The sequence below is a fragment of the Serratia sp. Tan611 genome, from assembly GCF_905188235.1.
Lineage (GTDB): Bacteria > Pseudomonadota > Gammaproteobacteria > Enterobacterales > Enterobacteriaceae > Serratia_B > Serratia_B rhizosphaerae.
In genome coordinates this window covers 1,097,323-1,109,790 of the sequence record NZ_LR994655.1, presented here as the reverse complement: position 1 = coordinate 1,109,790, position 12,468 = coordinate 1,097,323, and the positions used below count along the sequence as shown (strand labels likewise).

Here is a 12,468-nt window from a genome sequence, read left to right as displayed (position 1 = left end):
ACCGGCGCTCTTTTATTCCGCTGAACGTACAGCAGATTAAGGCAGGATAGAAGGCTGATCGGCGCCCTCTTTCTCCACTTTCTGCTGCAGCATGTGTTCGCGTTTCATTCCCAGTTTCAACGCCAGCGCAGAGGCGACGTAGATAGAGGAAATGGTACCGATGGAGACGCCGATCAGCATCGCCAGCGAGAAGCCATGCAGCATCGCGCCGCCGAAGATATACAGCATCAGCACCACCACCAGCGTGGTGCCGGAGGTCATCAGCGTACGGCTCAGCGTCTGGGTCAGCGACACGTTGACAATTTCGTAAGGCGTACCGCGGCGAATCTTGCGGAAGTTCTCACGAATACGGTCTGACACCACGATGCTGTCGTTCAGCGAGTAACCGATAACCGACATCAGGGAAGCGATGATGGTCAGGTCAATCTCGATATGGAACAGCGACAGCACGCCGAGGGTAATCACCACGTCGTGCGCCAGCGCGATAACCGCACCGGCCGCCAGGCGCCATTCAAAGCGGAAACCGACGTAGATCAGAATCGAGATCAGCGCCACCAGCAGCGCCATGCCGCCGGTCTGCGCCAGTTCGCTGCCCACACTCGGGCCGACGAACTCGATACGCTTCACGGTCGCATTCTTATCCACCGACTCATTGATAACGCCGATCACTTTGTTGCCCAGCTCCTGGCCCGCATTGCCGGTAACCGGCGGCATGCGCACCATTACATCGCGGCTGCTGCCGAAGTTCTGGATAACCGGGTCCTGGAACCCGGCCTTTTCCAGCGTATCGCGCATCAGGTCAAGGTTTGCCGGCTGCTCCAGGTTGATTTCAATCACCGTACCGCCGGTGAAATCCAGTCCCCAGTTAAAGCCGCGCACCGACATGATGGCGATAGAGGCGATCAGCACCACAATCGAGATGCCGAAAGCCAGATAGTCCCAGCGCATAAAGTCATAGACTTTACGGCCGTAGTTGAGTTGCTCAACAGTATAATCCTGTGCCACAACGCACTCCTCAGATAGACAGCTTGTTAATGCGTTTGCCGCCGTAAAGCAGGTTGACGATGGCACGGGTACCGACAATCGCGGTAAACATGGACGTCGCCACGCCGATCGCGGTGGTAATCGCAAAGCCTTTAATCGAACCGGTGCCCACTGCGTACAGAATAATCGCGGTGATCAGCGTCGTGATGTTGGCGTCGATAATACTGGAGAACGCGCCTTTATAGCCCTCATGGATCGCCTGCTGAACGGAACGCCCGTTCTTCAGCTCTTCCTTGATACGTTCGTTAATCAGTACGTTGGCGTCAACCGCCACCGCCAGCGTCAGAACGATACCGGCAATCCCCGGCATGGTCAGCGTTGCACCCGGTAACAGCGACATCACGCCGACGATCAGCACCAGGTTGACCACCAGCGCGCTGGTCGCAATCACGCCGAATTTACGGTACCACACCACCATAAACACGATGGACGCCACCAGGCCCCACAGGCAAGCTTCCAGGCCCTGTTCGATGTTCTGCATCCCCAGGGTCGGGCCGATGGTACGCTCTTCCACGATCTGGATCGGCGCAATCAGCGCACCGGCACGCAGCAGCAGCGACAGCTGACGTGCTTCGTTCGGGTTGCCGATACCGGTAATGCGGAAGCTGTTGCCCAGACGCGACTGAATGTTCGCCACGTTGATCACTTCTTCCTGCTTCACCAGCACCGCACGGCCGTTGGCGTCTTTCTTGCCGCTGTCCTTATATTCCACAAACAGGGTCGCCATCGGCTTGCCGATGTTGTCCTTGGTGAAGTTGGACATCGAGTTGCCGCCGGCGCTGTCCAGCGAGATGTTAACCTGCGGCTGGTTGTACTCGTCCATGGTCGAGGTGGAGTCGGTGATATGGTCACCGGTCAGAATCACGCGCTTGTACAGCACGATCGGCTGGCCTTCACGGGTGTTCTTCACTTCCGAATCGCCCGGCACGCGGCCGTTGGCCGCTGCGGTGGCGTCAACGTTGGTGTTAACCAGACGGAACTCCAGCGTCGCGGTAGCGCCCAGAATCTCTTTGGCGCGCGCGGTGTCCTGGATGCCCGGCAGTTCAACCACGATGCGGTCAGAACCCTGACGCTGCACCAGCGGCTCGGCGACGCCCAGTTGGTTGACGCGGTTACGCAGGATGGTGATGTTCTGCTGCACGGCATATTCGCGCGCTTCGCTCAGACGCGCATCGGTCAGGGTGACCTTCATGACGTTGCTGCCGTTAGAGGAGAACACGTAGTCGCGCTGACGCGGCGTCATATAGCTGATAGCCCGATCGCGCGCGTCGTTATCGCGGAAGCGAACCTCAACGCCGTTGTTGTCCAGCTTGCGGATAGACGCGTAAGGGATGCCCTTTTCACGCAGGTCGCTGCGCAGGGTGTCGATGGTCTGTTCCTGCAGCTTGCTGAGCGCGGTATCCATGTCAACTTCCATCAGGAAGTGCACGCCGCCACGCAAATCAAGGCCCAGTTTCATCGGCTCGGCGCCCAGCATGGACAGCCAGCGCGGCGTCGCCGGCGCAAGGTTCAGCGCCACGACGTACTTATCGCCCAGCGCCGACATCAGGGCTTCACGCGCCCGCAGCTGAACGTCAGGATCTTTAAAGCGAGCCAGGATGGCGCCTTCTTCCAGCGCGATCGACTTGCTCTCGATATGGTCTTTTTCTAATACGGTACGGACCTGGTCCAGCGTAGTTTCACTGGCGGCGACACCGCGCGCGCCAGTGATTTGTACGGCCGGATCCTCACCATAAATGTTGGGAAGCGCATAAAGCAGACCGACGGCGATCACCACGATCAGCATCAGATACTTCCACAAAGGATAACGGTTTAGCACGGCAATTCCCTTCGGGAAAAAAAATTACAGGGCCTTCATGGTACCTTTCGGCAGAACGGCCGCCACGAAGTCACGCTTGATCATCACTTCCGTGGTGTCGTTCAGCGCAATAGCGATAATGCCGGTATCGGCCACTTTGGTAACGCGACCGATCAGACCGCCGGTGGTCAGCACTTCATCACCCTTGCCGATGGAGTCCATCAGTTTTTTATGCTCTTTGGCGCGCTTTTGCTGCGGGCGCAGGATCATGAAGTAGAAGATCAGGCCGAATACCACCAGCATAATGATCAGAGAGTACGGGCTTCCCTGAGCCGGAGCTCCTGCGGATGCGACGGCGTCAGAAATGAAAAAGCTCATTGAAATTCCCTCATTAAGTTATCAATTATTAAACATTTAAAGGCGGAACCGGTTTACCGATCCGACCGTAGAAGTCCGCAACAAACGCCTCTAATTTACCCTCTTCGATGGCCTGGCGTAAACCCGCCATCAGACGCTGGTAAAAGCGAAGGTTATGAATGGTATTCAAACGGGCACCGAGTATTTCGTTGCAACGGTCGAGATGATGCAAGTAGGCGCGGCTGTAATTGCGACAGGTGTAACAATCACACTCGCTGTCCAGCGGAGAAGTATCATCCTTGTGCTTGGCATTGCGGATTTTTACCACACCGTCGGTCACGAACAGATGGCCGTTACGCGCATTACGCGTCGGCATCACGCAGTCAAACATATCAATGCCGCGACGCACGCCTTCCACCAGGTCTTCCGGCTTGCCGACGCCCATCAGATAGCGAGGCTTATCTTCCGGAATTTGCGGGCAAACATGTTCGAGAATACGGTGCATGTCCTCTTTTGGCTCACCTACCGCCAAACCGCCCACAGCGTAACCATCAAAGCCGATCTCCACCAGCCCTTTTACTGAAACATCACGTAAATCTTCGTAAACGCCGCCTTGAATAATGCCGAACAGCGCATTTTTATTGTTCAGCTCGTCAAAACGCTGACGGCTGCGCTGCGCCCAGCGCAACGACATCTCCATCGAACGCTTGGCGTAATCCCAGTCAGCCGGGTACGGCGTGCACTCGTCAAAAATCATCACGATGTCAGAACCCAGGTCATACTGGATTTCCATCGATTTTTCCGGGCTGAGGAACACTTTGTCGCCGTTGATCGGGTTACGGAAGTAAACGCCCTCTTCCTTGATTTTGCGCATCGCCCCCAGGCTGAACACCTGGAAACCGCCGGAGTCGGTGAGGATCGGGCCGGGCCACTGCATAAAGTCATGCAGGTCGCCGTGCAGCTTCATGATCTCCTGCCCCGGACGCAGCCACAGGTGGAAAGTGTTGCCCAGCAAAATCTGCGCGCCGGTCTCTTTCACTTCTTCCGGCGTCATGCCCTTTACGGTGCCGTAGGTGCCGACCGGCATAAAGGCCGGCGTTTCCACCACGCCGCGCTCAAAGACCAGGCGGCCGCGACGCGCGCGGCCATCGGTAGTATCTAATTCGTACTTCACTTATCCTCCAGCATCAGAGAAACAGTCTGATGTCATTAATACAGGACCACGCACCGGCGCGGCCCGGAAACTTACTCGCCGACGGATTCGTTTTCCGCCTGCGGGTTACGGCTGATAAACATCGCATCGCCGTAACTGAAGAAACGGTATTGCTCGGCCACCGCCTGCTGATAGGCATGCATAGTGTTCTGGTAGCCGGCAAAGGCGGAAACCAGCATGATCAGCGTCGATTCCGGCAGGTGGAAATTGGTCACCAGCGCATCGATCACCTGATAGTGATACCCCGGATAGATAAAGATGCTGGTATCGTCGAAGAACGGCGCAATCAGCGCGTCCTTGCTGGCAGCGGCGGCACTCTCCAGCGAGCGCACCGAGGTGGTGCCGACGGCAATCACCCGTTTGCCGCGCGCTTTACAGGCCAGTACCGCATCCACGACCTCTTGCGGCACTTCGGCATACTCGGCATGCATAATGTGATCTTCAATGCTGTCCACCCGCACCGGCTGGAAGGTGCCGGCGCCAACATGCAGGGTGACGAACGCCATCTCCACGCCCTTGGCGCGCAACGCCGCCAGCAGCGGCTCGTCAAAGTGCAGGCCGGCGGTCGGCGCCGCCACCGCGCCCGGCTTTTCGCTGTAGACGGTCTGATACAGCTCGCGGTCGGCGTCTTCGTCCGGCCGGTCGATATACGGCGGCAGCGGCATATGGCCAACATCATTCAAAATGGCGAACACGTCACGCTCATCGTCGAAACGCAGCTCAAACAGGGCGTCATGACGCGCCACCATGGTCGCAGCGATGCTTTCGTCATCGCCCAGCAGCAACTCAGCGCCCGGTTTCGGCGCCTTCGAGGCGCGCACGTGCGCCAGCACCCGGCTGTCGTCCAGTACGCGCTCCACCAGCACCTCAATCTTGCCGCCGCTGGCCTTACGGCCGAAGATGCGCGCCGGGATCACCCGGGTATTGTTAAACACCAGCAGGTCGCCGGCCTCCAATTTATCCAGCAGGTCGGTGAACACGCCGTGCGTCAGTTCACCGCTTGGCCCGTCCAACTGCAGCAGGCGACAGCCGCTGCGCTGCGCCTGCGGGTAACGGGCGATCAAAGACTCGGGAAGTTCAAAGGAAAAATCGGCGACGCGCATGGTATTCACTTCAGCTAAAAAAATAGGCGCTATAGTCTAAAGCCATGGGGGAAAGGCAGCAAGGAATAAGGCGAATTTCCCGCGCGCCACCGTTATGGCACAGAACGGTGCCTCAAGATAACCCACTTTAAGGTATAGTGACCGGATGAATTTCCTTGCTCATCTCCATTTGGCCCAGTTGGCGGACAGCTCGCTGCTGGGTAACCTGCTGGCCGACTTTGTGCGCGGCAACCCGGCGGCGGACTATGCGCCAGAGGTGGCGGAAGGCATTATGCTGCACCGCCGTATTGACGTCCTGACGGACTCGCTGCCGCAGGTTAAACAGAGCCGCGATTACTTTGGCGCCGACTATCGCCGCGTGGCGCCCATCACGCTCGATGTGGTGTGGGACCACTTTCTGGCGCGCCACTGGCGGCAGATCGAGCCGGCGCGTCCGCTCAGTGATTTTACCCGCCAGGCGCGCGATCAAATCGTTCCTCATCTGGCGCAAACGCCCGAGCGTTTTCAGACCCTGAACCATTACCTCTGGTCAGAACGCTGGCTGGAGCGCTACGCCGAACTGCCGTTTATCGCTCAGGTGCTGCGCGGCATGGCCAGTCGGCGACCGCGGCTGGCGGCGCTGGGCGGCTCTTTCGCCGACGTAGAACGCCACTATCATCAGCTTGAAACACAGTTCTGGCAGTTTTATCCTCAACTGATGCGTCAGGCACAGGCCAAACGCCTGTAGCAGGGCCGGCAAGCGCGCGTGACAACGCCGCCTGACAACAATTTTGCCGTTAACGCTTGCCCTTTTGCCGGAAAAGGTTATTTTTAAAGCTCGCTGTATTAATTACTGATATCGATAGATAAAAACTATCTCAATGATTGGCGTTTTTAACCTTTATTCGCCAACGCAAGGCCCCTATACTGGCCCAAGTTTTTGCCCGCGGTTTACCTCCTCGGGCAGACATTAACCCTTAACTACTATTACAGGAGTAATCATGGTCCTGGTAACTCGTCAAGCCCCTGACTTCACCGCAGCTGCCGTACTTGGTAACGGCGAAATCGTTGAAAACTTCAACCTGAAAAAACACCTGAACGGCAAACCAGCCGTACTGTTCTTCTGGCCAATGGACTTCACCTTCGTGTGCCCTTCAGAGCTGATCGCTTTCGATCACCGCTATGAAGAGTTCCAGAAGCGTGGCGTAGAAGTGGTTGGCGTTTCCTTCGACTCCGAGTTCGTTCACAACGCATGGCGTAAAACCCCTGTTGAAAACGGCGGCATCGGTGAAGTGAAATACGCAATGGTTGCTGACGTTAAGCGTGAAATCCAGAAAGCTTACGGCATCGAGCACCCGGAAGCGGGCGTTGCGCTGCGTGGTTCTTTCCTGATCGACAAAGACGGCATCGTGCGTTCTCAGATCGTTAACGATCTGCCAATCGGCCGTAACATCGACGAAATGATCCGCACCGTTGATGCGCTGCAGTTCCATGAAGAGCACGGCGAAGTGTGCCCGGCTCAGTGGGAAAAAGGTAAAGAAGGTATGGGCGCGTCTCCAGACGGCGTTGCTAAATACCTGTCTGAAAACGCTGCCAAGCTGTAATTTCAGCCCTAGCGTTATCTACCGGTCAGCCTTGCTGGCCGGTTTTTTTATGCCCTTTTGTTGTGCAACCCCGCCACGTTTTCCTTGTTTTGGTTCACATTCTCCCGTCAATTTTCAGCACGTGCCGCGCCATGGCGCTACGCTGTAACCGCTGGCCTGTTCTTTGCAGAGCCTGATAATAAAAAACTGACAGGGTAGGAATATCAATGTTTTTGCATAAATGGAGTAAACCCCTGACCATGGCGGCGCTGCTGGTCAGCGGCAGCCTGCACGCCGCCTCCACGCCGGCGGTAGAAGCACGGCAGGGTATGGTGGTCACCTCGCAACGTCTAGCCTCACAGGTGGGCGTCGACATTCTGAAAATGGGCGGTAATGCGGTGGATGCCGCCGTGGCCGTCGGCTACGCGCAGGCGGTGGTTAACCCCTGCTGCGGCAATATCGGCGGCGGTGGTTTTATGACCGTCCATCTGGCCGACGGCACCGATACCTTTATCAACTTCCGTGAAACCGCGCCGGCGGCGGCCAGCGCCAATATGTACCTGGACGCCGACGGCAAAGTGAAAAAAGGCGCCAGCCTGTACGGCTACCTGGCCGCCGGCGTACCGGGCACCGTGCTGGGCATGGAAACCGCGCGCAAAAAATACGGCAAGCTGAGCCGCGAACAGGTGATGGCGCCGGCCATCAAGCTGGCGCGGGAAGGCTTTGTGCTGACGCGCGCCGATACCGATATCCTTGATACCACCGTCGCTCGCTTTAAGCAGGACCCCGAAGCGGCCAAAATCTTCCTGCGTAAAGACGGCAGCGCGCTGCAGCCGGGCGATCGTCTGGTGCAGGCCGATCTGGCCAATACGCTGGAAGCCATCGCCAAACAGGGGCCGGACGCCTTCTACCACGGTAAAATTCCGCAGGCGGTGGAAGCGGCAGCCCGCAAGGGCGGCGGTATTCTGACCGCGGCCGACTTCGCCAACTACAAAGTCACCGAAACGGCGCCGATTACCTGCAGCTACCGCGGCTATAAGTTCGTCTCATCGCCGCCGCCAAGCTCCGGCGGCGTTACGCTGTGCGAAACGCTGAATATCCTGGAAGGCTACGATCTGAAAAGCATGGGCTTTAACTCGGCGGCGGCCATCCACACCATGACCGAAGCCATGCGCCACGCCTATATGGATCGCAACACCTATCTCGGCGACCCGGCCTTTATCAACAACCCGATCGACCGGCTGGTCAGCAAAAGCTATGCCGAGCAAATCCGCAAGCAAATCGTCCCCGGCAAGGCAACGCCGTCGGAAAACGTGCAGCCCGGCATGGAGCCGCATGAAAAGCCGGAAACCACTCACTACTCCATCGTCGATCATGACGGCAATGCGGTATCAACCACCTATACGGTCAACGGCCGCTTCGGCGCGGTGGTGATCGCCCCCGGCACCGGTTTCTTCCTCAATGACGAAATGGATGACTTTACCGTGAAGGTCGGCGAGAAAAACCTCTATGGGCTGGTGCAGGGCACCGCCAACGCCATCGCCCCCGGTAAGCGCCCACTATCGTCGATGAGCCCGACGCTGGTGACCAAAGACAATAAAATCTTTATGGTGCTCGGCTCACCGGGCGGTTCGCGCATTATCACCATCACGCTGCAGACCGCGCTTAACGTGATCGACCACGGTATGGCGCCGCAGGAGGCGGTGGATGCGCCGCGCATTCACCACCAGTGGCTGCCTGACGAGGTCTACTACGAACAGCGCGGCGTCTCCGCGGATACGCTGAATCTGCTGCAGAAGATGGGTTACAAAATGGTGGAGCAGACGCCATGGGGGGCGGCCGAACTGATTCTGGTCGGTTTGCCGGACGCGGCGGGCGTGACGCCGGCCAACTCCGGCAATGATTCGGCGGTCTCCGGCAAGGTGCGCGAAGGCTATCTGTACGGCGCTAACGACGTACGCCGCCCGGCCGGCGCGGCGATCGGCTACTGATGCCATCCCGGGGGCCGCTCGGCCCCCGTTCTTTTCGCTAAAGCCGCCAGACGCTCGCCGATTCCGCGGCCAGACGCAGCGACAGGCCGCCATCGCACGCCGACAGTTCGCCCTCGCCTTCCAGCCTCCGCCAGTCGCCCGGCGTCAGCAGCGGGCTATATGCCAGCCGCACCGCCTGATTACCGCCGCCGCGCTGCAGCGCCACCAGCACGCGCTCCTGCTGGTAAGTACGTACAAACACCAGCGTCTCCCCCTGCGCGAACAGCACCTGACAGCCGCCGCGCCGCAGCGCCAGACTTTGCTTGCGCAGTGCCGCCATCCGCTGAAACAGCGCCAGCAGCGGCCGTTCCCAGAGGCTCTCATCCCAGGGAAACGGCTTACGGCACAGCGGGTCATTCTCACCGTCCAACCCCACTTCATCGCCGTAATACAGGCAGGGCACGCCGATCCAGCTCATCAGCCACACCGCCGCCATGCACATCCGCGCCATATTACCGCCCAGCAGGGTCAAAAAGCGCGGCGTGTCATGGCTGTCGAGCTGATTGAACATGATCAGCTGACGGTTATGCGGCAGACCGGCGCGGTAGCTGTCCATCCATGTTGCAACGGCGGCGGCGTCCAAATCGACAGGATGACGCGCCACATCAACCCCCGCCAGAAACGCCCGCAGCGGCAGGGCAAAGCCCATATAGTTCATCGCCGCATCTTCTACGCCGGCATGCAGCCAGCGGCGCGCATCGCCAAAATGCTCACCCAGCAGATAGGCGGCAGGATTCTCCTCTCTGGCCGCCTGATAGATGCCCGCCAAATGGCGCAGGTTACCGCCGGCGCCGCCGTTCTCCCCAAGCATATGCACCACGTCCAGCCGCCAGCCGTCAATGCTGTACGGCGGCTTCAGCCAGTGACGCACCACGCTGTCGGCATCACCATAGATCGCCGCCGCTACCTGCGGCTCGGCGTAATTCAGCTTCGGCAGGCTGGCGTTGCCTTTCCAGGTTAATGCGGTGCCGTCGGGATAAAAGTTAAACCAGTTACGGTAGCGGGAATCCGGGTGGTGGCAGGCGCCCTCTTCACCCTGCCGGTGGCGATCGAACCACGGATGCGAATCGCCGGTATGGTTAAATACGCCGTCCAGCAGCAGTTTCATCCCTATTTTGTGAGTGCTTACTCGCAAGCGTCGCAGCGCCGCGTTGCCGCCCAGGTACGGATCCACCTGATAGTAATCCTCGGTATCGTATTTATGCACGCTGGGGGCGGTGAAAATCGGATTGAGGTAGAGCGCGGTGACGCCCAACTGCTGCAGATAGGGCAGCTTCATAATAATGCCGTCCAGATCGCCGCCGTAAAAGGTCGACGCCGCCAGCCGTTCGTCCAACGGCTGCTGCCAGCTGCGCCGCTCCACCGGCGTACCGGCGGCATGATGCACGTAACTGCCGCTCTGTATCCCATGTGCGCCGCCGCTGCTGGCGAAGCGATCGGGGAATATCTGGTAAAACAGTCGATCCGCCACCCAGCCCGGGCCGTCGTCCGGCTCGTCGAGCGCAAACTGCGTCAGTTGATCCGGCGGCGTCAGCGACCAGCCTAACGGGCCGAACCAGCGCTGGCGGTCGGCCCACAGCAGCTTAAAGCAGTAGCGCCGCGTCGCCTCTCCTTCATTCAGCGTCAGGCTGGCGCGATAGCACAGCCGACCGTCAACGGCCTGCGCCGCCATCGGCAGCAGCCACTCTTCATTATCCGGTTCCGCACGCAGCAATACCTGCAGAGGCGGCATTGAAGCCTGCAACCACAGCGTGATATCCAACTGCTGCCCATTCTTTTCCACAAACGGCGGCACCGGCAGATGCCAGGCTTCCAGCATAACGTTCCTCCCGCTGTTGCCAGCGCAAATAACCGTGAATTGCGCCCACCATGCCACGCCGCACGCTCCCGTCACTCATCTGTCAGCGATAAAAACGGGGGAGGAGTCGGGAGGCTGAGAGGAGGAAATCGTGCTAACTTAATGTAAAAATTGGTAAACCGGTACACATTACGCGGCACGGGCTATAGGCTTACGCCCCTATCCGCTTAGTGGCTATTGTTAACACGTTTTATGGAGGAGCTATGCAACAACGGATTGCTCAATGGTTAGATCAGTTTGGCATCGAATTTACCGACATCATGTCGCTGGTGCTGGTGCTGGTACTGGTGCTGATCGCCCTGATTTCGGTGGTTATCCACTTTATCCTGCACCGCGTAGTGCTGGCGGCCATTCAGCGCCGCGGCCAGCAGTCGCAGCGCGTCTGGCAACAGGCGCTGACCCAGTACAAACTGTTCCAGCGCGCGGCGCTGCTGCTGCAGGGCGTGATCATCAACCTGCAGGCGCTGTTATGGCTGCACAGCGGCACTCAGACCCAGGCGGTAATCGTCACCGCCGCGCAGGTGTGGATCATGGCCTACGCCCTGCTGACGCTGTTCTCGCTGCTGGATACCCTGCTGGCGGTGCTGCGCGAAAGCCCGGCGGCCAATCAGCTGCCGCTGCGCGGCATTTTCCAGAGCGTGAAGCTGATCGCCGCCGTGTTAATCGGCATTATGATCGTCTCGCTGTTGATGGGTAAATCGCCGCTATTGCTGCTCAGCGGTTTGGGCGCCATGACCGCGGTGCTGATGTTGGTGTTTAAGGATCCGATCCTGGGCCTGGTGGCCGGCATCCAGCTGTCCGCCAACGATATGCTGAAAATCGGCGACTGGCTGGAGATGCCGAAATACGGCGCCGACGGCGCGGTCACCGATATCGGCCTGACCACGGTCAAAGTGCGCAACTGGGATAACACCGTCACCACCATCCCGACCTACGCGCTGATCTCCGATTCGTTTAAAAACTGGCGCTCCATGTCAGAATCCGGCGGTCGTCGCATCAAACGCAGCATCAATATCGACACCACCAGCGTGCACTTCCTCTCCGAGCAGGAAGAGCAGCGCCTGAACCGCAACCCGCTACTGCAGCACTACCTGAACAACAAAACGGAAGAGCTGCAACAATATAATCAGCAGGCGCAGGTGGATCTCAGCTCGCCGCTCAACGGCCGCCGCCTGACCAATCTGGGCACGCTGCGCGCCTATCTGGAAGCCTATCTGCGCGCCCACCCGCACATCCACCAGCATATGACGCTGATGGTGCGTCAGCTGGCACCGACGCCGGAGGGGCTGCCGCTGGAGATCTACGCCTTTACCAACACCACGGTCTGGGCGCAGTACGAGAGTATCCAGTCGGATATTTTCGACCATATCTATGCGGTGATTGAAGAGTTCGACCTGCGTATTCATCAGACGCCGACCGGTAACGATATGCGCGGCCTGTTGAAAGATATCCGCCCGACGGCCGACGTTTCCTGACCGAAACTGACGTAATTATTTCTGCTGG

10 protein-coding genes are annotated in these 12,468 nt (G+C 58.7%); 4 read left to right on the top strand and 6 right to left on the bottom strand.

Features of this window, described 5'->3' with window-relative positions; genetic code table 11:
• Positions 1-36: 36 nt before the first annotated feature.
• The 5 genes from secF to queA all read right to left on the bottom strand — a co-directional run bounded on the left by secF (position 37) and on the right by queA (position 5,515).
• Complete coding sequence (secF, locus tag TAN611_RS05160) at positions 37-1,005, bottom strand: protein translocase subunit SecF (protein ID WP_105229996.1); 969 nt, start codon at positions 1,003-1,005, stop codon at positions 37-39.
• A gap of 10 nt (positions 1,006-1,015) precedes the next feature.
• Positions 1,016-2,863: a protein translocase subunit SecD gene (gene secD / locus TAN611_RS05155; protein WP_111737635.1), complete on the bottom strand. Its 1,848-nt coding sequence runs from the start codon at positions 2,861-2,863 to the stop codon at positions 1,016-1,018.
• A gap of 24 nt (positions 2,864-2,887) precedes the next feature.
• A complete protein-coding gene (gene yajC, locus TAN611_RS05150) occupies positions 2,888-3,220 on the bottom strand; it encodes a preprotein translocase subunit YajC (RefSeq protein ID WP_004949246.1) in 333 nt (110 codons plus the stop codon).
• A 28-nt stretch (positions 3,221-3,248) separates the two neighbouring features.
• Positions 3,249-4,373 (bottom strand): tRNA guanosine(34) transglycosylase Tgt, encoded by a 1,125-nt coding sequence (tgt, locus tag TAN611_RS05145; protein WP_105229994.1) that lies wholly within the window; start codon positions 4,371-4,373, stop codon positions 3,249-3,251.
• Positions 4,374-4,444: 71 nt separating this feature from the next.
• Complete coding sequence (gene queA, locus TAN611_RS05140) at positions 4,445-5,515, bottom strand: tRNA preQ1(34) S-adenosylmethionine ribosyltransferase-isomerase QueA (protein WP_105229993.1); 1,071 nt, start codon at positions 5,513-5,515, stop codon at positions 4,445-4,447.
• A 145-nt stretch (positions 5,516-5,660) separates the two neighbouring features.
• On the opposite strand from queA, the gene TAN611_RS05135 reads away from it, so the two are divergent.
• The 3 genes from TAN611_RS05135 to ggt all read left to right on the top strand — a co-directional run bounded on the left by TAN611_RS05135 (position 5,661) and on the right by ggt (position 9,068).
• Positions 5,661-6,242, top strand: coding sequence for an ACP phosphodiesterase (locus TAN611_RS05135; protein WP_105229992.1), 582 nt, complete (start codon positions 5,661-5,663; stop codon positions 6,240-6,242).
• A 253-nt stretch (positions 6,243-6,495) separates the two neighbouring features.
• Positions 6,496-7,098, top strand: coding sequence for a peroxiredoxin C (locus TAN611_RS05130; protein ID WP_054305460.1), 603 nt, complete (start codon positions 6,496-6,498; stop codon positions 7,096-7,098).
• A 206-nt stretch (positions 7,099-7,304) separates the two neighbouring features.
• The gene (gene ggt / locus TAN611_RS05125; RefSeq protein ID WP_203067366.1) at positions 7,305-9,068 is read left to right on the top strand and encodes a gamma-glutamyltransferase; all 1,764 of its coding nucleotides are present in this window, start codon (positions 7,305-7,307) and stop codon (positions 9,066-9,068) included.
• Between the two features lie 37 nt (positions 9,069-9,105).
• Here ggt and malZ read toward each other — a convergent pair whose 3' ends face one another.
• A complete protein-coding gene (malZ, locus tag TAN611_RS05120; protein ID WP_203067365.1) occupies positions 9,106-10,926 on the bottom strand; it encodes a maltodextrin glucosidase in 1,821 nt (606 codons plus the stop codon).
• Positions 10,927-11,168: 242 nt separating this feature from the next.
• Here malZ and TAN611_RS05115 point away from each other — a divergent pair, with 242 nt between their 5' ends.
• Positions 11,169-12,440 carry a mechanosensitive ion channel family protein gene (locus TAN611_RS05115; RefSeq protein WP_203067364.1) on the top strand — a complete coding sequence of 424 codons (1,272 nt, stop codon included), beginning with the start codon at positions 11,169-11,171 and terminating at the stop codon, positions 12,438-12,440.
• Positions 12,441-12,468: the final 28 nt, after the last annotated feature.